General features: G+C 47.5%; 25 protein-coding genes, 4 tRNA genes and 1 riboswitch. Of the genes, 16 read left to right on the plus strand and 13 right to left on the minus strand.

The annotated features are described in order from the left end of the window. Positions 1-87 precede the first annotated feature (87 nt). Positions 88-759, plus strand: a complete 672-nt coding sequence (locus C161_RS07115; RefSeq protein WP_051449621.1) for an MgtC/SapB family protein — start codon at positions 88-90, stop codon at positions 757-759. 64 nt (positions 760-823) lie between these two features. On the opposite strand, the gene C161_RS07120 is transcribed toward C161_RS07115, so the two are convergent. Further along, on the minus strand, positions 824-1,720 hold the full coding sequence (locus C161_RS07120) for a Cof-type HAD-IIB family hydrolase (RefSeq protein ID WP_036610865.1): 897 nt from the start codon (positions 1,718-1,720) through the stop codon (positions 824-826). 4 nt (positions 1,721-1,724) lie between these two features. Further along, the gene (locus tag C161_RS07125) at positions 1,725-2,501 is read right to left on the minus strand and encodes a DeoR/GlpR family DNA-binding transcription regulator (protein ID WP_017690024.1); all 777 of its coding nucleotides are present in this window, start codon (positions 2,499-2,501) and stop codon (positions 1,725-1,727) included. A 306-nt stretch (positions 2,502-2,807) separates the two neighbouring features. Between C161_RS07125 and C161_RS07130 the strand changes: the two genes are divergently transcribed. The 4 genes from C161_RS07130 to C161_RS07145 all read left to right on the plus strand — a co-directional run bounded on the left by C161_RS07130 (position 2,808) and on the right by C161_RS07145 (position 3,768). Next, positions 2,808-2,879: transfer RNA gene (locus C161_RS07130), tRNA-Glu, on the plus strand. Between the two features lie 106 nt (positions 2,880-2,985). Then, positions 2,986-3,061: transfer RNA gene (locus C161_RS07135), tRNA-Lys, on the plus strand. 17 nt (positions 3,062-3,078) lie between these two features. Beyond that, positions 3,079-3,161, plus strand: a tRNA-Leu gene (locus tag C161_RS07140). Positions 3,162-3,330: 169 nt separating this feature from the next. Then, positions 3,331-3,768 carry a helix-turn-helix domain-containing protein gene (locus C161_RS07145; RefSeq protein ID WP_036669058.1) on the plus strand — a complete coding sequence of 146 codons (438 nt, stop codon included), beginning with the start codon at positions 3,331-3,333 and terminating at the stop codon, positions 3,766-3,768. A 108-nt stretch (positions 3,769-3,876) separates the two neighbouring features. Here the strand turns inward: C161_RS07145 and C161_RS31910 are convergent, their stop codons facing one another. From C161_RS31910 to C161_RS07175, 6 genes are read right to left on the minus strand one after another with little or no spacing between them, the layout of a single operon-like run. After that, positions 3,877-4,836 carry an urease accessory protein UreD gene (locus C161_RS31910; protein WP_235193754.1) on the minus strand — a complete coding sequence of 320 codons (960 nt, stop codon included), beginning with the start codon at positions 4,834-4,836 and terminating at the stop codon, positions 3,877-3,879. After that, on the minus strand, positions 4,754-5,473 hold the full coding sequence (gene ureG, locus C161_RS07155) for an urease accessory protein UreG (RefSeq protein WP_017690021.1): 720 nt from the start codon (positions 5,471-5,473) through the stop codon (positions 4,754-4,756). The genes C161_RS31910 and ureG overlap by 83 nt, the downstream gene beginning before the upstream one ends. Before the next feature lie 33 nt (positions 5,474-5,506). Next, a complete protein-coding gene (locus C161_RS07160; RefSeq protein WP_084650082.1) occupies positions 5,507-6,202 on the minus strand; it encodes an urease accessory protein UreF in 696 nt (231 codons plus the stop codon). Positions 6,203-6,235: 33 nt separating this feature from the next. After that, the gene (gene ureC / locus C161_RS07165; protein ID WP_036610857.1) at positions 6,236-7,954 is read right to left on the minus strand and encodes an urease subunit alpha; all 1,719 of its coding nucleotides are present in this window, start codon (positions 7,952-7,954) and stop codon (positions 6,236-6,238) included. Continuing rightward, positions 7,951-8,340, minus strand: coding sequence for an urease subunit beta (locus C161_RS07170; RefSeq protein WP_036669064.1), 390 nt, complete (start codon positions 8,338-8,340; stop codon positions 7,951-7,953). Before C161_RS07170 ends, ureC begins: the two co-directional genes overlap by 4 nt. 17 nt (positions 8,341-8,357) lie before the next feature. Then, a complete protein-coding gene (locus C161_RS07175) occupies positions 8,358-8,660 on the minus strand; it encodes an urease subunit gamma (protein WP_036669066.1) in 303 nt (100 codons plus the stop codon). Between the two features lie 261 nt (positions 8,661-8,921). Between C161_RS07175 and urtA the strand changes: the two genes are divergently transcribed. The 5 genes from urtA (at position 8,922) to urtE (ending at position 13,818) form a co-directional block, all read left to right on the plus strand. Continuing rightward, positions 8,922-10,172: an urea ABC transporter substrate-binding protein gene (gene urtA, locus C161_RS07180; RefSeq protein WP_036669069.1), complete on the plus strand. Its 1,251-nt coding sequence runs from the start codon at positions 8,922-8,924 to the stop codon at positions 10,170-10,172. Positions 10,173-10,354: 182 nt separating this feature from the next. After that, the gene (urtB, locus tag C161_RS07185; RefSeq protein WP_036669070.1) at positions 10,355-11,260 is read left to right on the plus strand and encodes an urea ABC transporter permease subunit UrtB; all 906 of its coding nucleotides are present in this window, start codon (positions 10,355-10,357) and stop codon (positions 11,258-11,260) included. 21 nt (positions 11,261-11,281) lie between these two features. Then, positions 11,282-12,373, plus strand: a complete 1,092-nt coding sequence (gene urtC, locus C161_RS07190; RefSeq protein ID WP_051449636.1) for an urea ABC transporter permease subunit UrtC — start codon at positions 11,282-11,284, stop codon at positions 12,371-12,373. Continuing rightward, on the plus strand, positions 12,336-13,145 hold the full coding sequence (urtD, locus tag C161_RS07195) for an urea ABC transporter ATP-binding protein UrtD (protein ID WP_036669073.1): 810 nt from the start codon (positions 12,336-12,338) through the stop codon (positions 13,143-13,145). Before urtC ends, urtD begins: the two co-directional genes overlap by 38 nt. Beyond that, complete coding sequence (urtE, locus tag C161_RS07200) at positions 13,123-13,818, plus strand: urea ABC transporter ATP-binding subunit UrtE (RefSeq protein ID WP_036669076.1); 696 nt, start codon at positions 13,123-13,125, stop codon at positions 13,816-13,818. The genes urtD and urtE overlap by 23 nt, the downstream gene beginning before the upstream one ends. Before the next feature lie 29 nt (positions 13,819-13,847). Here the strand turns inward: urtE and C161_RS31430 are convergent, their stop codons facing one another. The 3 genes from C161_RS31430 to C161_RS07215 all read right to left on the minus strand — a co-directional run bounded on the left by C161_RS31430 (position 13,848) and on the right by C161_RS07215 (position 15,682). Further along, on the minus strand, positions 13,848-14,483 hold the full coding sequence (locus tag C161_RS31430) for a hypothetical protein (protein ID WP_051449622.1): 636 nt from the start codon (positions 14,481-14,483) through the stop codon (positions 13,848-13,850). A 27-nt stretch (positions 14,484-14,510) separates the two neighbouring features. Continuing rightward, positions 14,511-14,714, minus strand: coding sequence for a hypothetical protein (locus tag C161_RS07210; RefSeq protein ID WP_017690011.1), 204 nt, complete (start codon positions 14,712-14,714; stop codon positions 14,511-14,513). A gap of 266 nt (positions 14,715-14,980) precedes the next feature. After that, positions 14,981-15,682, minus strand: a complete 702-nt coding sequence (locus C161_RS07215; protein WP_162158974.1) for an urease accessory protein UreF — start codon at positions 15,680-15,682, stop codon at positions 14,981-14,983. A gap of 444 nt (positions 15,683-16,126) precedes the next feature. Here C161_RS07215 and C161_RS07220 point away from each other — a divergent pair. Further along, positions 16,127-16,209: transfer RNA gene (locus C161_RS07220), tRNA-Leu, on the plus strand. Positions 16,210-16,358: 149 nt separating this feature from the next. On the opposite strand, the gene C161_RS07225 is transcribed toward C161_RS07220, so the two are convergent. Then, complete coding sequence (locus tag C161_RS07225) at positions 16,359-16,838, minus strand: glutathione peroxidase (RefSeq protein WP_036610823.1); 480 nt, start codon at positions 16,836-16,838, stop codon at positions 16,359-16,361. Between the two features lie 371 nt (positions 16,839-17,209). After that, positions 17,210-17,385: riboswitch (cyclic di-AMP (ydaO/yuaA leader) on the plus strand. Between the two features lie 115 nt (positions 17,386-17,500). Between C161_RS07225 and C161_RS07230 the strand changes: the two genes are divergently transcribed. Together C161_RS07230 and C161_RS07235 are read left to right on the plus strand one after the other, a co-directional pair. Then, entirely contained in the window at positions 17,501-17,899 is a 399-nt protein-coding gene (locus tag C161_RS07230; protein ID WP_235193755.1) for a hypothetical protein, read from the plus strand. Between the two features lie 174 nt (positions 17,900-18,073). Next, complete coding sequence (locus C161_RS07235) at positions 18,074-18,757, plus strand: HAD family hydrolase (protein WP_036669077.1); 684 nt, start codon at positions 18,074-18,076, stop codon at positions 18,755-18,757. A 141-nt stretch (positions 18,758-18,898) separates the two neighbouring features. On the opposite strand, the gene C161_RS07240 is transcribed toward C161_RS07235, so the two are convergent. Beyond that, positions 18,899-20,194, minus strand: coding sequence for an Nramp family divalent metal transporter (locus C161_RS07240; protein WP_036669231.1), 1,296 nt, complete (start codon positions 20,192-20,194; stop codon positions 18,899-18,901). 400 nt (positions 20,195-20,594) lie between these two features. Between C161_RS07240 and C161_RS07245 the strand changes: the two genes are divergently transcribed. The 3 genes from C161_RS07245 to C161_RS07255 all read left to right on the plus strand — a co-directional run bounded on the left by C161_RS07245 (position 20,595) and on the right by C161_RS07255 (position 21,848). Beyond that, on the plus strand, positions 20,595-21,014 hold the full coding sequence (locus C161_RS07245; RefSeq protein ID WP_036610819.1) for an organic hydroperoxide resistance protein: 420 nt from the start codon (positions 20,595-20,597) through the stop codon (positions 21,012-21,014). Between the two features lie 210 nt (positions 21,015-21,224). Further along, positions 21,225-21,470, plus strand: a complete 246-nt coding sequence (locus tag C161_RS07250) for a zinc ribbon domain-containing protein (protein WP_036610816.1) — start codon at positions 21,225-21,227, stop codon at positions 21,468-21,470. Positions 21,471-21,569: 99 nt separating this feature from the next. Then, positions 21,570-21,848 (plus strand): hypothetical protein, encoded by a 279-nt coding sequence (locus tag C161_RS07255; protein WP_036610814.1) that lies wholly within the window; start codon positions 21,570-21,572, stop codon positions 21,846-21,848. Positions 21,849-21,914 lie beyond the last annotated feature (66 nt).

Here is a 21,914-nt window from a genome sequence, read left to right on the forward strand (position 1 = left end):
TAGAAGTTCTTTATTAGTCATGTAAAGATTGGGTAATAGTAAAGATAGACTCATGTAAGCATATACATAATGAAAGAGGTGATGTGCATGGAAGTGGAATATTTGATGCGTGTACTCATAGCTGGAATATGTGGTGTGCTAATCGGATATGAGCGCAAAAATCGAATGAAAGAAGCGGGAATCCGTACTCATTTTGTGGTCGCCGTTGGTGCTGCCCTGATGATGATTGTATCGAAATACGGATTCCAGGATCAGGCTGGCTGGGACAATCTGTCCCTGGACCCTTCAAGGATCGCTGCACAAGTTGTTAGTGGTGTGGGGTTCATTGGAGCAGGGATGATCTTCACACAGCGGCACACGGTCAGGGGATTGACCACAGCAGCTGGCATATGGGCTACGGCAGGCATGGGACTTGCTGTCGGTTCAGGTCTGTATTGGACGGGTGGAGGCGTGACACTGCTTATTGTCGTGGCACAGATGTTACTGCATAGACCCACACGCTGGCTGGTATCCGCCCGAACAGAGACATTAACCATCCATCTGCAAAATGAGGGAGAGGCCCTGAAGACTGTTTTGGCATTGCTGGGACAGGAGAAGATCTCAGTCATCGGATTTAAGACAGAACAGCAAACAAGCACAGACTCCGTGGAAGAGACAGTGCTTGAGTTCACATTGCAACTACCGGGTTCATACCGGGGCGAGCAACTGATTATTTTGTTACAGGACGTGCCTCACGTTCGATCTGCGGAGTTAAAATGAAGAGAACCTGCATGGATCAACAGGTGACCACGCAGGTTCAGTACTTAATTCAGTATGGGTCCAATTACTGACCTTCTCCGACAATCGTTTCTGGGCGGGATACCGGTTTGCCTTCAAGCAGGCACTCGATGGCATGGGCAACACCGTGCTCCACATTGGTCAGCGTTATGGCTTTGGCTAATGCCTGGATTTCGGGTTCGCCATTACCCATGGCGATGCCGAGTCCTGCCATTTTTAACATGGAGACATCGTTGAAGTTATCACCGATCGCTACTGTATCTTCCATGGAGATGTTCAGGTGAGCCGCCAGTTTGGTGAGGGCATTACCTTTGGATACGTCCGGGTGCTGCATTTCGAAGTTATGCTCAAAGGAAACAACCATTGCGACATCGGATCGGGATGCGAAGTATTCTCGTCCTGTCTTTACTTTGTCCGGATTCATGGAGAAGGCCATAATATTATAGATGTAGGCTTCTGCCGGAATTTCGAGATGGCTGTTTACGCGGTGGTAGTCTTTTTTGTCATAGTGTTTCTTGATGGAGCGAATCATGCGTGCAATGTCCTCACCAGGGTTCGAACCAAGAACACGTTCCATCTCGGCGAGCAAGGTCTCATGACTGCTACGCGGGGCATAGATGCCTTGTTGCGTTGAAGCCTCATAATAGACATCATGATCTTCCAGCCACTGCATGACGGAAGCTGCTGTGTCACGCTCGAGCGGAAGATGGAATAAACGTTCACCGTCTGCATCATGAATTGTCGCTCCGTTGGAGCCGATAATCGGGGTTTTGATTCCGCCTTCGCGGCTGATGGTCACAACATCGGAATAGACACGTCCTGTTGCAATGGTAACTTTCATACCGGATTGCTGGGCCTTTTGGATGGCTGCGGCATTCTCCGGGCTAATCTGGCTATCTATGTTCAACAAAGTTCCATCTAAATCTGTGGCAAATAATTTCATATATTTACAACTCCTTATCATCTGTAGGTTCAGGAATGAGAATCTCAACCTGTTGTTCGGCTAGAAAAACAAGCCATTCTTTGGTTGGCCATTGATCCGTAATCAATACATCCACCAATGACCAGTCGGCAAAACGATAACCATAACGTCTATCAAACTTGGATTGATCTGCAAGAACAACAACTTTCTTGGCAGCTTTCATCATTTGGTGTTTAATTTTTCCTTCCTCTTCGGAAGCACTGAAGCCATCCATGGTGATACCGCCAATTCCGATAAAGGCTTTATCTACATAATAGTGGGAGAGGGTCTCAATAACAGAGGTACCATAGACATAACGTTGTTCCTTATCTACTTTGCCTCCGAGCAAACGAATCTGGACAGCAGTGTGATTGGAGAGAAGATCAGCGGAATGAATCGAATTAGTAATGACGGTACAGGATTTACCGTTTAAGTTCTCGGCACAGGCCTGCACAGTCGTGGAAGAGTCCAGAATAATGATCTCGCCTTGCCTTACAATGGCCGCAGCGAGTTTGCCGATGGCCCTCTTTTCCTCAGATACATCGAGTAAACGGTCTTTGTAGGATCTGAATTCTTGCGGAGGAGGGGGGAGAATCGCACCGCCACGTGTTCGGATAATGGCATCCTGTTCCTCAAGCTTAATCAGATCCCTGCGTGCAGTATCCCGTGATACATCAAACAAGGCGACAATATCATCGGCTGAGATGCGATTGTGTTTGCGTAGATGTTCAACAATGAGCTGCATTCGTTCTTCTTGAAACAAACATGTCACCTCCGAGTGTATGGATGACCGTACTTATACTGATACTTTAATTATAAGTATTCTTAATGTGATTTGCAATATTATAAGTGAACGTAAGTTTTTATAAGTGTTTTGATGGATGGTTTACATTGTTCCTGCACGGGGATGACATTGGCATGAACGGGAGGTGGCTAATAACGGGGCTCTGAAGAAGAGTATGCAATGGGCAAAAAGGCTTGAAAAATAAATTTTAAAAAAAGTATTGCAAGTTCAAATTGTCCTGTGGTATACTCATTCTTGTCGCCAAGAAAGACAACTTGTTATTAAGGCCCGTTGGTCAAGGGGTTAAGACACCTCCCTTTCACGGAGGTAACAGGGGTTCGAATCCCCTACGGGTCATAACTTCACCACCTCATGAGATCTACATTTTCGATGAGTAATCCTCAAAGTCATTGCTCTTATAGACAAGAATGAAGCATGGCACATCCGGTGAAGTTTACAGCAAGAGCCATTAGCTCAGTTGGTAGAGCACCTGACTTTTAATCAGGGTGTCGAAGGTTCGAGCCCTTCATGGCTCACCATTTTTACAATTGAATATGCGGTCGTGGTGGAATGGCAGACACGCTATCTTGAGGGGGTAGTGGGTGTATACCCGTGGAGGTTCGAGTCCTCTCGACCGCATCACAGCAACAACATAAGATAGACTTCTATGATCATTCATGGGAGTCTATCTTTGTGTTATACGATATACCTCATCCTGTTCCAGGCATATAAAGGCTGAGCATTCAGGAATAATGTGGTATAATTCAAGCAGATGAGTTGATTATTACGGTTGGAAGGCGGTTCTTGTATGCAGTCGATCTATGAGCGAATTGAACACCTGATTGCCGAACGAGGAATGACCAAGAAGGCTTTCTGCCAACAGCTGAAGATTAGCACAGGCAATCTGGGTGATTGGAAACGTGGCAAGTCTATTCCGAGTACGAATAAATTAATTGAGATTGCTTCGTTTTTTGATGTGAGCCTCGACTGGCTCATGATTGGACATCCATCGAAGGAAGCGATGGTTCGGGAAAAACGGGAGGATTATTTTTTTGACGTTTTGCGGCAATTGAATTGCCAAGAAAGTGAATTATCGACTGTGGAACAGTCTTTTATCAGCGAATATATTGAGTTCACCCGTTACCGTAAATCCAAGGAAAGCAAGGATGCTGGCGACTATCGCTATAAACCTGAGAACAAATCAGAGAACAAATCAGAGAACGATTCTGAGGAAAACGAAGCGTAAGTGATATGAGCAGCATCCATAGACTGAATGTACAAAAACCTCTGGACTAATCCGAACACACTCGGAGACAGTTCAGAGGTTTTTTGGTGTTAACTATGATTGATGCCCTTATTTACGAAAGACAAGAGTTTCTTTGCCCAGCAGATAAGGGCGGAGTGTGTTCCAGATCTGAAGACACTGCTCCTGAAGTTCCCAAGCTGCCATGCCAAGGAGTCGAACGCCGATGCCTCCGGTTGCCAGCAAACTTGCACCTGCGAGCATTCGCCCATCTGGTGGCAGCGCAGATCTGACTTGCTCCAACTCCGCAGTACCAAGACCTGGGGCAATCATCCATAACGCAGCGGTATGTGTGTAGTGAAGGAGAGACGCTGAGTGTTTGGGATCATCGGTATCCGGTTCGAGTCCGAATTGATCCCAGACAGCCAGTTGTTCACCTTGCCATATCTCCGTCAAGCTGCGGTAACGCTTGAATTGGAACGCTTCTCCCCGATGAATCCGTCCTGCAGACCAGATATCTGCATAGGCCAGGATTGCCCTTTCTTCCAGCTCAAAGGTTACAGTGAGCGAAGAAGAACTTCCCTTGAAGGGAGTGACGCATTCAGGGAAGTATTCCAGCGTGGCCCCTTTTCCCAACCGAAAGTGATGATTAACGGATGAGGGAATGGAAGGTGTAGGATGGAGTCTGGTAGCAGATGTGCTACTCAGCATGACATGGGTGCCTTCACCTAATTCCCACTCGGAATAATAATGATCCCCGTTAAGGACTCCGGGCGAGACGTCTGACGTGTACACACATAATTCGGTTCCGCCTCCGGGAGGTCGAAAGGATCGGCTAAACCGGAGTGGTGCGCTGTAATAACGATCAGTCATGACAGTCCGGTCGCCTTGAAAGGCAAAGGTGGCCCGAAGCTCGCTGCGGCGTGTGACGGGTGCACCTGCACTTTCATTCCTAGTTATCTCTGTTCCCGTGGGGACAGAAGATGAATTAATGCGAGTGAGTGCCATGTTCATGGCTGTGTGAATGCAGATGTGCAGCGGAAGCATCGTCATCCATGTATTGATGTTCAAGCCAGTGGACAATCTCGGATACACCTTCACCGCTCATTAGATTAGACATGACATAAGGGCGGCCTTCGCGTACCCGTTCGGTATCATTTTTCATAACTTCCAGGCTTGCACCAACGTAAGGGGCGAGGTCGGTTTTGTTGATTAATAGCAGATCTGAACGCGTTATGCCGGGACCGCCTTTGCGGGGGAGTTTCTCTCCTTGAGCAACGTCGATAATGTAGATGAACACATCAGCCAGTTCCGGACTGAATGCAGCGGAGAGATTGTCGCCGCCGCTCTCGATGAAGATCAGTTGCAGATCCGGGAAGCGTTCGATCAACTCGTCAACCGCTTCGAAATTCATGGAGGCATCCTCACGAATAGCCGTGTGCGGGCATCCGCCTGTCTCGACGCCAATAATACGCTCTGGTGCCAGTGCGTTCTGACGCAGCAAAATCTCGGCATCTTCCTTGGTATAAATGTCATTGGTGATGACAGCAAGACTATAACGTGTACGCAGTGCCTTGGATAGCTTCTCCACAAGGGCTGTTTTACCTGAACCTACCGGTCCACCAATTCCAATTCGCATCGGACGACTCCGATCAAATGCCTTACGTTCCCACTCCGGATGATGCGTATGATTAGCTCCTCCACACATAACAATTCCTCCTAAGTTAGATAAAAGTTGTAGTTAAGACATAAACAGCCGCGCGGGTAAGGTCTCATGCCGCATGGCGTAGATTTCCTGGGCGATTCCGAAGCTGTGCATATCTTCGGGGTCATTGTCTCGAATGAGAGCCCATTCCGCTTCGATATTATCAAGCAGTTTCTGAATCAACATCTGCGCTTCGGTTTGTCCGATGGGCAACAGGCGAAGTGCGCTGTTCACATAAGCGTTCACCGAGGTATACAGATGCCCGGTAACGGCTTCATCCAATTCAATCTCCAATTGATAGTTGATATAACCGTGAATGGTCGTGATGCCGCAATACGCGCCGTATTCCCGTATAGCCTCATCGATCAGGGAAAAGTCCATCCATGGATAGAGTGAACGGGCGAGCTTGAGCAGTCGCTTTCCCATCTTGTGGCCGCTCTCCCTGAGTTCCCGTGGAGAGCGCTGGGCGTGCACGCGTTTGTCATACAGGGCAAGTAGAGCGGCATCTTGCTGTTTTATCGCTTGATAGACGCCTTTGATGGCAAGACCATCTAGTCGTACAAGACTGGAGTGAAGCTGGCTGCGAATAAACTGTTCAAGCTGCGCGGTATTTTGCACGGTGCCATCATGCGTGTAAGCTTCCAGACCGAAGGAATGGGAGAAACCACCGATGGGCAGGGCCGAATCCAGCAGCTGAACATAACGGAGTAGCTTCGTGCCACTGTTCATCATGAGTGCCCCCTTATCAGCTAATCCGTATTCCTATCAGAACATAAAGTACCGCTGTGCCATAGGCAACTCGTCTGCGGGTTCACAGGTGAGTAGCTCGCCGTCGGCGCGTACCTCGTAGGTTTCAGGATCGACTTCAATGACAGGGGTGACGTCGTTATGAATCATGTCTTTTTTGCTGACTGAGCGACAGCCTTTAACGGGTTCAACCCGCTTTTTCAGGCCCAATGACTCTTTGATCCCTGCTTCTGCTGCGGCTTGGGAGACAAAGGTGATCGATCCGCTGGCAATGGCGCTACCATAGGCTCCGAACATCGGTCTGCCAAATACCGGCTGAGGTGTCGGGATGGACGCATTGGGATCACCCATCTGGGCAAATGTGATCATGCCACCCTTAATGACAATCTCGGGTTTAACACCGAAGTAAGCCGGTTTCCATATGATTAGATCTGCCAGCTTGCCAACTTCCACCGAACCGACGAGATGACCGATTCCGTGAGCGATAGCTGGATTGATAGTGTACTTGGCGACATATCGCTTGATCCGATCGTTATCGGAGGGAGAATTCGGGTTGAGCTCAAGTTTGCCGCGCTGTTTTTTCATTTTGTCGGCTGTCTGCCAGGTGCGGATAATGACTTCGCCCACTCGGCCCATGGCTTGAGAATCGGAACTGATGATGCTGAACACGCCAAGATCATGCAAAATGTCTTCGGCTGCGATTGTTTCGGGACGAATCCGCGAATCCGCAAAAGCGACATCTTCCGGGATGGAAGGGTCCAGGTGATGACACACCATCAACATATCGAGATGCTCTTCTACAGTGTTGCGTGTGTACGGTCGTGTTGGGTTGGTTGATGAGGGGATAACGTAGGACTCCCCAGCGGCCCGGATAATATCCGGTGCGTGTCCGCCACCAGCGCCTTCCGTATGGTACGTGTGGATCGTCCGGCCGTTGATTGCAGCCAGGGTGTTTTCGAGAAATCCGGTTTCGTTCAATGTATCGGTATGGATAGCCACTTGAACATCATGTTCCCCGGCGGCAGTCAGACAAGCGTCGATAGCGCTCGGGGTAGTGCCCCAATCTTCATGTAGCTTCAGGCCGATTACCCCAGCTTCAATCTGTTCAATTAAAGGTGCGGTACTGGAACTGTTGCCTTTGCCAAGGTAACCGATGTTCATGGGAAAAGCTTCTGCGGACTCCAGCATCCGGTGGATGTGCCAGGCTCCTGGTGTGCAGGTGGTGGCTTTGGTTCCTGTTGCTGGTCCTGTTCCCCCGCCGATCATGGTCGTGACCCCGGAGGATAACGCAGTCTGAATCTGCTGTGGGCAGATGAAATGAATATGGGTATCAATGCCGCCAGCTGTTACAATCATGCCTTCACCGGCGATGATTTCGGTGGAAGCACCGATGACCAGTGCGGGATGAACACCATCCATTGTATCCGGGTTACCGGATTTGCCAATGGCGCAGATGTGACCATCTCGAATGCCGATATCCGCTTTTACAATGCCCCAATGATCGATAATGATAGCGTTGGTGATAACAGTATCAGGAGTGCCGTCACTTCGCAGAGCAGTGGTGGACTGGCCCATTCCGTCGCGGATAACCTTACCACCTCCGAACTTGCTCTCATCTCCGTATACGGCATAATCATGTTCAATCTCTGCCCATAGTTCGGTATCCGCAAGTCTTACGGCATCGCCGGTTGTTGGTCCAAACATGGACGCGTATTGTTCACGGCTCATTCGTTTCATGAGGGTTCACCTCCATCTTGTATGGGAGGGGAGAACGTCTTCAGGAATGCCTCCAGTTTCACTGGATCGGGGGCTTGATCCGCAGAGCCTTCGGTTAATCCGTTGAACCCGTGAATCTGGCGTTTGCCGCCAAAGGTCGTGAGTTCAACAGGTTTCTCTTCACCGGGTTCGAAGCGAACTGCGGTGCCTGCCGGAATGTGCAGGCGATGTCCAAAAGCTGACGTGCGATCAAAGTCCAGTGCTGCATTAACTTCATAGAAGTGAACGTGAGAGCCGACCTGGATGGGGCGGTCGCCGCGATTAAGGACAATGAGTCGTAGGGTTAAACGATCCGGATGACAGATGATGTCGTCATCTGGCTTCAAACGGTATTCACCAGGAATCATGGTTTCTCCTGCCTTTCTCAGCGGATGGGTTCATGTACGGTAACCAGTTTCGTACCGTCAGGAAATGTGGCTTCTACCTGTACTTCAGGAATCATATCGGGAACACCATCCATACAGTCTTCACGTGTCAGGATGGTGCCTCCGTATCTCATTAATTCGGCAACACTCATTCCATCCCGTGCTCGTTCCATCAGTTCGGAGGTCAACAAGGCGATGGCTTCGGGAACATTCAACTTGAGTCCACGTGCTCTTCGTTCACGGGAGAGGTTAGCGGCCACGGTAATCAGGAGTTTTTCCTTTTCCTGCTCAGTCCAGTGCAAGGCAATCCGACCTTTCGCTTATAATGTCTGATATGTTCATGGATCATATTGTATGTTAAATATACTCACACAGGGTGAATCCTTTGTCAATAAGCTTCAAGGCATATTAGCAGTATGCATGAAACGAGTAGGCATGAAATAAAATTATGTAAGCTATATTGACATGAAGAGAGGAACCCTCCATAATTTGGATCAACGAACATTTCGGACGCAAATGACCTTAATGTTCGTCAATAGACTAAAAAAAGGGAGTGTAGGCTATTGAAGAAGAGGTCGGTCAAGTTATGGAGTATTTTGCTGGGTGCGGTCATTGTGATGACAGGATGTGTGGAGGGCACTGCACCGCCTGAAGCTTCGGGTTCAGGTGGTACAGGAGAGCCGGCTGCATCCGGTGAACCGATTAAAGTTGGCATTCTTCACTCTCTCAGCGGAACGATGGCGATCAGTGAAGTATCTGTTAAAGATGCGGAGATGCTTGCCATTGAAGAGATCAACGCCGCGGGCGGAGTTTTGGGTAAACAGATCGAACCTGTAATTGAGGATGGCGCTTCGGATTGGCCTACTTTTGCGGAGAAGGCTGGGAAGTTACTGCAACAGGATAAGGTCGCTGCTGTATTTGGCGGATGGACCTCTGCGAGTCGGAAGGCTATGCTCCCGGTGTTTGAACAGAACAAAGGTCTGTTGTTTTACCCGGTACAATATGAAGGATTGGAATCATCGCCAAATATTTTTTATACAGGAGCAACAACCAATCAACAGATCGTTCCATCCGTAACCTGGTTACTGGAGAACAGGGGCAAGACGTTTTATCTGCTCGGTTCAGATTATGTATTCCCAAAAACGGCCAATCAGGTCATTAAGGCACAACTCGCAGCAGAAGGCGGCGAAGTAGTGGGTGAAGAATACACACCGCTGGGCCATACCGATTACAGTACCATCATTAGCAAAATCAAGGCTGCGAAGCCGGATATTGTATACAATACGCTGAACGGAGATAGCAATGTGGCCTTCTTCAAACAATTGAAGGATGCCGGAATCTCCTCGGATCAGATGACGACCCTCTCGGTAAGTGTGGCGGAGGAAGAAATCCGTGGTATTGGCGCAGACGTATTGAAGGGGCATCTGGCTTCGTGGAATTATTATCAGACAACGGATACACCTGAGAATGCAACATTTGTTGCCAAGTATAAAGAAAAATACGGTGCTGATCGAGTGACAGCTGATCCGATTGAAGCGGGATATGTGGCGGTTTATCTCTGGAAGGCGGCGGTGGAAAAAGCAGGATCAACCGACGTGGAGAAGGTGAAGGCAGCTGCCAAGGGTCTGGAGTTTGATGCTCCGGAAGGTAAGGTAACCGTGGATGGAGAGAATCAGCATATCTACAAAACCGTACGGATCGGTGAGGTGCAGGAGGATGGGCAGTTCAAGGAATTGTGGAATTCTGGTGAGCCTGTCAAGCCGGACCCTTATCTGAAAACGTATGAATGGGGAGCTTCCCTCAGCGCTAAATAACATAGAAACCTCGCAATAAAACAGGCAACTCGCTTCAAAGCAGCCGAAACATAAACGAGGGTGTGACAACACATCCTCTTACCGTATCACGGTAAAGCGTTACTGTGATGTGAAAAATGTTACTGCCGCTAATTGAATTCATGTGAAATATCGAGAGTCACGGTATGGAGGAGGGGATAGCGATGGATATGTTTATCCTGCAGATGTTCAATGGTCTGAGTATCAGTTCAATTCTGTTGTTGATTGCATTGGGGCTTGCAGTAACGTTTGGGCTGATGAATGTCATCAATATGGCTCACGGTGAACTGATCATGATCGGTGCATATGCAACATATGTAACACAAAATCTGTTCTTGTCCTATGCTCCAGCGGCGTGGTTTGGTGCCTACTTTGTTGTGGCTCTGCCGATTGCGTTCATTGTAGCGGCTCTGATTGGCTGGTTGCTTGAAGTGGTGCTGATCCGGCATCTATATGGCAGGCCGCTGGACAGTCTGCTGGCGACATGGGGTGTAGGCATGATGCTGCAACAACTGGCCCGTACGATATTCGGAGCGCCCAATGTGGGAGTATCCAGTCCGGCTTGGCTCAATGGGGGATTGGCGATCTCGGATGGTATTGTATTTCCGTATAAACGAATTTTCATTATCGCGCTGGTTGCGGTTGTGCTGCTGTGTATGTATCTCTATATCTATCGAACATCTTCCGGAAGACGAATGAGGGCTGTGATGCAGAATCGGAGCATGGCGGGGTGTCTTGGGATTTCGACCCGGCGGGTGGATGGCATGACCTTTGCGATTGGTTCGGGCATTGCCGGAATTGCTGGCTGTGCATTAACGCTCATTGGTCCGATTGGTCCTTCGCTTGGTACGTATTATATTGTGGATGCGTTCATGGTCGTTGTTCTGGGTGGGGTAGGGAAATTGGTTGGAACCGTGTGCGGAGCATTGGGGATTGGTATGTTCAACACGCTGTTCGAAACCTATACCTCGGCCTCCATTGGCAAGGTGCTTGTGTTTGTATGTATCGTTGCTTTCCTGCAATGGAAACCACGCGGATTGGTCGCGATGCGTACACGGAGTCTCGATTAACGTGAAAAAGGGGGTTAGTTCATGTCCGCTTTACTCAAGACTGGCAGTCTCAAAATGAGGATTATCTGGGCGGTTGTACTGATCATGATGTGTCTTGCTCCACTAATCTCCACGGAGTTTCGTCTGAGTCTGTTAGCCAAGTTTTTGGCGTTGGCAATCCTGGCCATTGGTCTCGATCTGATCTGGGGTTATGGGGGTGTGCTGAGTCTTGGGCATGGGGTGTTCTTTGGTCTGGGTGGATACGCGATGGCGATGTATCTGAAGCTTCAGGCTAGTGGAGCAACGCTTCCTGACTTCATGGGATGGAGTGGTCTCAGTGGTCTACCGTGGTTCTGGGAACCGTTTCGCTCTTTCCCGGTGGCGTTGTTATTGGGGATAGCCCTTCCGGCATTGCTTGCCTTTGCCCTGGGGTGGTTTACGTTCCGTAACCGGATCACCGGTGTTTATTTTACCATCCTGACTCAAGCTTTGGTTCTTATTATGGTAACACTCTTTGTTGGTAAACAGGAATGGACGGGTGGGACAAATGGCATCACCGGATATAATTCGATCTTTGGTTTTACACTTCATTCCGCTGGAACGACGATTGCTCTCTACTATATAACGCTTACTGTTCTGGTGATCGCGTATGTGCTCTGTCGTCGAATGGTGAACAGTCGGTTCGGCCAAGTGCTCGAAGCTGCGCGTGATGGAGAGAATCGGGTGCGATTCCTCGGATATGATCCGGCAGGATATAAAACGCTGGCTTTTGCTTTTTCCGGTGCGCTTGCAGGCATCGCGGGCATGTTGTTTGTTCTTCAGGTGGGTATTATCTCGCCATCGATGATGGGGATTGTACCCTCCATTGAGATGGTCCTGTGGGTTGCATTGGGTGGTCGCGGTACGCTTATTGGAGCGGTCATCGGAGCGGTGGTGCTGAATGCAGCCAAAACAGGCATAAGTGAGGCTTACCCTGAAGGGTGGCTGTTTGTCATTGGTGGGCTTTTTGTAACGGTAGTTTTGTTCATGCCAAACGGTATTGTAGGTGTATATCGTCATGTCGTTCGCTTGCTGAAGCGGAGAGGAGAGAGTGCGCATGTCCAAGTCACTCGGGAAAAACCTAAAGTCTACTGAGGAATCAGCGGTATTGGTAGCCGAGGATATTACGGTGGCCTTTGGTGGGTTCGTTGCTGTCAAAGGCATGAATCTGAAGTTGCATGAACATGACCTGCATTTTCTAATCGGACCCAATGGTGCAGGGAAAACAACGATGCTGGATGTGATATGTGGCAAAACAAAACCTATGTCCGGCTCGGTGAAGATGGCGGATGGCACAGAATTAACACGACTGAAGGAGCACCAGATTGTTCGCAAAGGTGTGGGACGAAAATTCCAGGCGCCATCGATCTTTGCAGGTCTGACGGTGCAGGAGAATCTGACGCTGGCGGCGGAGACTCGCCGTTCCCCTTTGCAAGCCATCGGTATTCGTCGATATGGGAAAATGAGTGCTGCCATGGAGCATGTTACCCTCCAGATTGGTCTGCAAGACCGCGTTGATGCTCGTGCAGGAGCGTTATCACATGGGGAGAAGCAGTGGCTAGAGATTGGCATGTTGCTTCTGCAGGAGCCACGGGTGTTGTTGCTGGACGAACCAGCCGCAGGCATGACGGATGAAGAAACACACAAGACCGGGCGACTTCTGCAAGAGATTGCGCGTGAGCGCTCGGTTGTGGTGGTGGAGCACGATATGGAGTTTGTGCGAGAGTTCGCAGCCAAGGTAACAGTGATGCATGAAGGGAAACTGCTGAAGGAAGGTACGATGGCGGAGGTACAGGCAGACCCGAAAGTGGCAGAAGTGTATCTGGGCAAAAGGAGGGATGACCATGCTGTCGTTGCAACGAATTGAATCCGGCTACGGGGAAAGCAATGTGCTTCGTGGTGTGAACCTGGATGTACAGCCCGGACAGGTGGTGTGTCTGATGGGTCGTAACGGTGTAGGGAAAACAACGTTGATGAAAACATTAATGGGGCTGCTCAAATCACGTAAGGGTAGTATTCAGTGGCAAAATCAGGAGTTATCCACCTTGGACACAGCCAAGCGGGCAAGGGCAGGGATTGGTTATGTACCGCAGGGGCGGGAAATTTTCCCGCAGCTTACGGTGAAAGAAAATTTATTGCTCGGTCTGGAGACAAGTGCGCCGGGAGTAAAAACGTTCCCAGAGGATGTACTGGCGATGTTTCCAGTGCTTGCTACGATGTATGGACGGCAGGGCGGGGATCTGAGTGGTGGACAGCAGCAACAGTTGGCATTCGCTCGGGCATTGGCTTCGCGTCCGGGGTTGTTGCTCCTTGATGAGCCGACAGAAGGCATTCAGCCTTCTATCGTGGAGGACATTCGGCAGGTTATTTTGCAGCTCAAGGCAAAGGGGAACCTTTCGGTTCTGCTGGTAGAGCAGAGTATTGATTTTGTACGAAGTGCCGCAGATTACATCTATATCATGGACAAAGGGACCATAACCCTGCATGGGACACCGCAAGAACTGGATATGTCGCAGTTTGAACATCATCTCTCCGTGTAGTTGTAGTTAGTGTGGCGAGTGGAGAGGTTTCAGGAACGCTTGTCCAGGATATTCGAGTATTTCGGATATAACCGCCGGATGCATTCCGGACAGATGTCATGGGTGAATTCGGCGTGGGTATGCTTCTCCAGATAACTCTCAACGGAGTTCCAGTGTTCCTCTTCGTCCTTGATTTGTTTGCAGACGGCGCAAATAGGCAGCAGTCCGCGCAATGTGCGCACTTCAGACAATGCCTTCTTCAATTGGTGTTCTGTCTTTCTCTGTTCGGTAATATCCATGTGTGCAATTAAAGCGAGATCGGTATCCAGAATTGAATTTGAATAAGTTAGAGGGGTGAGTTCTACACGAAACCACCTCTTTTCGTTGTATACAGTATACACGCAGATGTCATATGTATGATTTCGATTAAAGGGTATTCCGCGTTCTTTCAAATTCTGTGCGACAAGTGCCATGTTAGCGTTTTTGCCTCGTTTTGCCCAGGCTTCCGTCAGATTCAGGTAATGTCTATGACTACTGTGTATATCCGGGTTTGGTGAGCATTGACCGAGTCCCTGTTGCCAGGCACGGTTACAACTTTGGATAATCCAATTGTCATCAACGATGATGAGCTGGTGACGTATGGACTGGAACGACAGCCTCTCCAGATCGGATGTAACATGTCTCATGGATGAGACCCTCCTTTGGCAGAAATCTTATCTCAGTTCATCTGGAATATCCAAAATATCAGCGACCAGGTGCCTGAATCGGGTTGCTTTGCGTGTGCCGTGAATGAGATTGGATAAACGATAGGGTGGGATGCCATGCTGTTCACAAAAGGTCTTCTGGTCCACTTGAAGTTCGGTTAGCCGTCGTTTGATGGCCCATCCGAACGGAGTAACTGGTTTTTTCTTGTTCAAAAGGGTTCACCCCTGGTTAGAATGTAGTATTCAGCCGCCCTTTCTTCATGTAGAATATATAGAAATGCGAGCTGTATGTTTCATTATATACGTAAATTCGTCATCTAACAATTAAAAAAGACGGAAAAAAGTGTATTTTGTGATGATAAATGGCGTAAATACGTAAATAAAACAAATAAAATGACAAAAAACACGTCGGCAAGGAGGTTGCCGCGTGTTTTTTAGTTTGTCTGAATAAAGGGGAGCAGGTATGAGGAGGAAGAGGATTAGGCCCTGTAGGCATGAAGTCCAGCTCCAAGCATATGGAAACTGGGGAAAAACGATTTCATGGACATCGAGGTTGGCTGTGCCAGTCCATCCGCAGCCGAGGCGCTGACGGTCTTCCATTCATTCTCCAGATCTGTGGCCAGGCGGACCATCAGATCCTTGGTTGTATCGTTGTTCAGGGGAATGACTTTGGAGGCTTCGGTTATGCAGGCATTCATGGCTGAATGCAGGTAACCAAGGACCGCCTCCTCGACCGGGATGTCGAGGTGGTGGTTAATCCAGGCGTGAACAGTGGAGAGGCAGCCAACCGAATCGTATTTGGCAAAGATCTGTTCGAGCTGGCTGAATTCAATCCAGGGGTGCAGAGCGCGTGCAAGTCTGATCAATCGTTTACCCATGGCGGCAGCTTGTTCTCTGAGATCTCCAGGGGTTCGCTGAACATGGACGAGCTTGTCGATCAGAGCTATCCGCCATGTATCCTTGTGATCTGCTGCGGTATAGATGCCTTTGATGGCCATACCTTCAAGACGAACGATGCTGGGATGCAACTGACAACGCATGAATGATTCGAGATCTTCAGCATTACGAATGGTACCCTCCCTGATATGGATATCCATGCCGAAGGAATGGGTGAACCCTCCAACCTGAATAGAGGAATCAAGCAGTTTGACATAATCGAGCAGCTTATTCCCACGGTTCACAATCATTCGCCTCCTGTGTTCGTTAAATGTTACTTTAAGTGACATTAATATCCCTTTTTGTTTGCATTTTGTTTAAAAATCCGAATTATATGATAGTTATCATCCCATAAATGTCCGCTTTTTGTCAATAGTATCCGTGAAATTTAATGGATTAAATTTGAAATTCAATATTTGTGTTATTTTATATAACTCACTGTGTTATTTATGTGGCGAAGTGCAGGGAGGACCATATATAAGGAAGGACTATATATAAATGAATCAACAAGATCGGCTCTTACCGAAAAAGAGGGGATCAAATCTAATAATATGCAGTTCATGGGTAAAGATGACGAGATTATGCGATTTTTGATGAAAATGCCTAGCTGAAAAAGAAGTATTAAAAAATACTTTACTTTTAGTTCTGAACCCGGTATAATCAATTCTGTTGCCGATTATTTACGACATGCGGTCGTGGTGGAATGGCAGACACGCTATCTTGAGGGGGTAGTGGGCGTATGCCCGTGGAGGTTCGAGTCCTCTCGACCGCATCATATGAACGATTAAAAAGAAGCTTTCCGTTATTGGAAAGCTTCTTTTTTTGTCTTTTTCGAACAGTATGACATCAAAGTTGAGAAAAAAAAGCCATCCATTACCGGGGCAATACTGCTCTACCTTCCCGCTACGGGTGGCCTGTGTATTATTTTTGCAGCAAGTTCTTGATATCTTCTTCAATCTTGTCCGGTGTTGTTTTGGGAGCATAACGTTTAATGACCTGTCCGTTCTGATCCACAAGGAATTTGGTGAAATTCCATTTGATTGCTTTGGAGCCGAGCAGGCCAGGAGCTTCTGTACTAAGGTGTTGGAAAAGAGGGTGAGCGCTTGATCCGTTCACATCAATTTTCTCAAACATGGGGAAGCTCACGCCATAATTCATCTGACAGAACTCGGCAATATCGTCGGAAGATCCTTTTTCCTGTGCAAACTGGTTACTTGGGAAACCAAGAACTTCAAATGGAGCATCTTGAAACTTGTCTTGCAGTTCTTGAAGACCTTTGAATTGAGGGGTAAGGCCGCATGAGCTTGCCGTATTCACGATCAGGAGCACTTTGTCACGGTAGTCGGACATTTCAACTTCTTGACCGCGAAGGGTATTCACTTTGTAATCGTAGACTGTCATCTAAATCGCCTCCATTTATTTACTCTTATATCTTCTATTATATTGGTTGCAATTAAATATTGCAAAACTAATATGGTGTTAAAAGAATCAAAACAGGCAAGTTGTGCGGAATACGTGAATGAATTGCGAAGGGATTTTCGTCAGAGTGAGAATTAGATAGCCTTGAAGAGATGGATAGAGTATAACCTTATTGTAAGCGTTATTATGGATGAGTATTGGCAAAAATCTGCCGATTCGGTGATCTGTGAGGACTTTACACCGTCATGGCACGGGTGTATGATTCATAACGTAATTTCAATTTAAACTAAATTGTATATGAAAAACGAAACAAACGATAATATCGCTCGATCTTATCTTAAGATATACGAACGATGTTTTAATCGCTGAGTTTCCATTCATTCATGAGTGGAAAACGGGGGAACCAACGGAATGCGCTGTCCAGGACAGTAGGCATTCATGGGGTGAATTTTCCGGTGACAGCCGGAAATAGGGCGACTCTCGCGCCCGAATCCGTCAGCTAACCTCGTAAGCGTTAAAGGGAGAGGCAACAAGCCGTACGCTGGTTCATGGCGTTTTCGCCATGGATTCTTTAAGAAGCGTTCGGGAGGCCTTGGTCCCCCACGCTTCTTTTTTGTTGTCTTTTCACGCCAAGGGAGGAACGAATGATGGATACTGAGATGATCTTAGTGACTGCTCCAAATGAAGCAGGACGCAAATTTATCAAATTACTGATGTACAAAAAAATGCCGTTTGCCGTTCTAACCAACAGTGCAGGGGAAGAGCGCAGACTCCGTAGAATCGGAGTAGAACATGTCATTCGCATGAACACGGCTGCAGCTCAAAAATGGTTTTTGCCGCAGGGCAGCGTAGGCAACGTGTTTATTTTCGAGAACAGCCTGAATCTGACCTGTCGTTATTTACAGATCTGCCGTTCATGGACATCGAAATCCCTGTGCGTCATTACGGAGCAGAGTCATCCTAAGGGCATCTATCGGGGCATGGGCGCAGACCGGATTGTATATTCGCTCAATGGGGAAGTTGGCTTTCTCCTCAATGGTTAATGCCATAGCTTGTGATTGCTCAGGTGTAAGGTGCCTGTTATAATTGAATGTATTAGAATCAATTTCAGAATTCACTCAAGGTATTATGAAATTGATTCATCGATAAACGGAAGTTTGAGGAGACTCATGCAGGATGGTGAGTCTTCTTTTTTATGCTTACAAGGAGGAATTGGCGTGCCGGATGTAGGTGGATTGAAATGGTTGTTTTTTGATGTTGGAGATACACTGGTGGATGAATGGGAGCCGGTTGATGATATTATTGGACAGTTCGTCCGTGAAGCTTGTGTTTTGGGGTATCCGGTGAAGATTGAGACGGTACGCGAACTGTTCGCGAACTGTTACCGAAAATATGAGCAATGGCCTATGAGAGTGGCAATTCGCACATTTGTTAAAGACGAGGGACATCAAAAACAGATTCAGGACAAGCTGAAGTTTCAAAAAGATCTTGAACGTCCTTTTCCTTCAGCAGATTCCGTTCTTCAGCAGTTGTCACGGCATTATCGCATTGGCATTATTGCCAATCAGAGTCCTGGAACGGAAGAGAGACTGGAGAGCTACGGCTTGCGGAAGTATGTTGATGTTCTGGCATGTTCGGCTGAAGAAGGAGTGTCCAAGCCAGACCCTGAGTTATACGCTGTGGCCTTGAAGCAGGCCGGTTGTGAACCGGAGGAAGCCGTCATGATCGGCGATCGGATCGATAACGACATTATACCTGCTCGGAAGCTGGGCATGCGTACGATTCGAATTATGCAGGGTTACGGAAGATTTCAGCCAGAACTATCGGATGACAAACGTGCGGATTGGACTGTTGATTCATTGGATCAACTCTTGCCGTTATTGATACCAAATCAGGATTAGATGCAGATGGTTGTTTATTGGAGTTTGAGTTTTACTATAAAAGGAAACATGTTGCTGTATTGCAACAATAAAGGCTGATCAACTGGGTATAAAATACCGGAGTTGATCAGCCTTTTTAGTATTTAGCCAATTAAAATGAGATTAGAATAACCGAATCGTCTGAATGATCAGATATACATTCAGCACAACGATAATCGCGGCAATGACCCATGAGATGATTTTGAGCCACAATTTGTTGGCGAATGCACCCATGCTTTTTTTATCACTCGTGAACATCACCAGGGGAATTACAGCAAACGGCAATTGAAGCGACAGGACGACCTGGCTCAAAATGAGTAGTTCTTCTGTGCCATGTTCTCCTGCAATGGCTGTCACAATTACCGCGGGGATGATGGCGATCAGACGTGTGACCAGTCTGCGTAGCCAAGCCGGAATTCGAATGTTCAGGAAACCTTCCATAACGATCTGCCCAGCGAGTGTACCTGTAAGGGTAGAGTTCTGACCTGATGCTAACAGCGCCACACCGAACAGGATACTTGCGACCGTAGTACCCAATAGAGGTGTCAGCAGATGATAGGCATCAGCGATCTCAGCAACCTGCGTCATACCAGCACTGTGAAATACAGCGGCAGATACAATCAGGATGGCTGCATTGATGAACAGGGCCAGTGTCAGCGCAATCGTAGAATCCATGGTCGAGTACCGAATGGCTTCTTTTTTGCCCTGTGGTGTCTGTTCGATCTGACGGGTCTGCACAATGGAAGAATGCAGGTACAGATTATGCGGCATCACGGTTGCTCCGATAATACCAATGGCAATATAGAGCATAGCCGGGTTTTGCAGGATCTCAACATTTGGTACAAAACCATGGAGAACACCGCCCATATCCGGTTTTGCCAGAAACAGATCAATCCCGAAGCAGAGGGCAATTGTTGCCATCAGCACAATGACGAGAGTTTCCAAAGCGCGGAAGCCTTTGTTTTGCAGAACAAGAATCAGGAGTACATCAACTGCGGTGATGATAACGCCGTATAACATGGGGATGTTAAATAACAGTTTTAATGCGATGGCAGAACCAATGACTTCAGCCAGATCGGTAGCTGCAATGGCAAGCTCACACAGAATCCATAACATCATAACAACAGGCATGCTGAATCGTTCACGACAGGCTTGAGCCAGATCCCGTCCAGTGACGATACCGAGCTTGCCAGCCAGCGACTGAAGGACAACGGCCATCAGGTTCGATAACAGGATAACGGATAACAAGGTATACCCGAACTGCGAGCCGCCTGCGATATCTGTTGCCCAGTTCCCCGGGTCCATGTAACCTACGGCAACGAGGTATCCTGGGCCTACAAAGGCGAGGAATTTCTTCCACCATGCAGCATTCTGCGGAACTTTCATGGAACTATGTGCTTCTCCAAGGGAAGGGGCCATGCCCGCAGTAGATAATGATTCTCTTGAAGGAGCGTTGAACGGATTTTTTTTACTCATACGATAATCACCTGACTTTGAATTATTGATTTGGAGATATTGATGCGGTACAAACCGCTCATGATATATCTAAATTTTTATGTTTATTGTTACATTGTACTCCTTCAATTATTTTTGTCTAGTGCAACTTTTATGTATCAGCACAAAATTTCGGTTGTAGCTTGAATATGCCCCTTCGTATATTACCCAACCTTAGGGAAAATACAGCCATGGCATTGAAATGCATGAAAATAATAAAGTTGTAAAAGCTGATAAAGATACAAAATTGCGTTTCAAAATGAGCCAGAAGTTTAAATTGAAAGGAAGGCAGTAAAAAACTATATGGATAAGGGAGAGATTCTGAATGGAAGCTTTATATACAGCAGTAGCGACAGTTAAAGGTGGACGTACAGGTTCGGTGACTTCTTCGGATGGCGTGCTTAAGCATGATCTGAAAATGCCAAAAGAGCTTGGTGGCTCCGGTGGTGAAGGTACTAACCCTGAGCAACTTTTTGCCGCTGGATATGGAGCATGTTATGAAAGTGCCCTTGCCAATGTAGCACGCAAAGCAGGTGTGAAATTGGAGGATGTGGTCGTTACAAGTAACGTATCCATTGGTAAAGACCCTGCGGATGACGGTTTTCAGCTGTCTGTTCGTCTGGACGTTAGCATGCCTGGTGTAGATCACAGTCAAGCAGAAGAACTGGCCCGCAAGGCGCATGATTTCTGTCCATATTCCAAAGCAACACGCGGCAACATTGATGTTGTATTAAACGTAGTTTAAGATTTGACTCCTGGTAAGTAAAGGGAACATATAGAGCAGGTTATCCCAGATACCTGATGTTCGACTACAAAGCCCTGCTGGCAATCGGCAGGGTTTTGTGTTGATTATCATATAAGGACATGATGCAGGAGATTAGATGCCAGATCGCGTACTATTTTACATAATTGCACTCTCACTTCATGCTACACATTCCATAAAGGGGGAACGAAGATGAGTATTGAAGAGATGATCGAGCGGCGATTTGTGTGTACAAAATGCAGGGGCACGGATTGTAACATTAAGGAAGTTTCCATGTCAGGAGCAGGCCTGAGTAAGATGTTTGATATACAGCATAATCACTACCTGTTCGTGGCTTGTGCTTCCTGCGGGTATGTTGAAGTATTTGATCCGGATGTCTTGAAAGGGAAAAAACAGGGACAGGTAGGGACGATTCTGGATATTCTGTTTGGCGGGTAGACATGCGCGAGTTGACATTGATCTGAATTTTCTTTAATATAACTTAGTACTGAGTAGTGTCATTGCATGAACCAAATTTGAATTAAACAGGTGATATCCATGTCTTATAGACCGCGTATTGCAGATTTAGAATTAGCTTATGGTAACAAGGAAGACGGATTGTATGAATTCAAAATGAATTTGGTAGACGGTACAAAATGCCGTGTATTCTACACCCGTTCACCGGAATGGAAGATGACCAATATCAGCCGTCTGCAGAAAACCCCTTGTCCAGTATGTCGCAAAGATTTCATTTGCAAATGTATGGACCAGTGGGCAAGTGACCTGCATCAACAGATGATCGATGACCAATGGATGGAAAAGGCAGTTACGGAATAATTGTCGGACAGATACGAGCGTGGGCACAATGCCTGCGCTCTTTTTCTTTATATTTCCCATTTATGC

The organism is Paenibacillus sp. FSL R5-192 (genome assembly GCF_000517845.1).
GTDB lineage: Bacteria > Bacillota > Bacilli > Paenibacillales > Paenibacillaceae > Paenibacillus > Paenibacillus amylolyticus.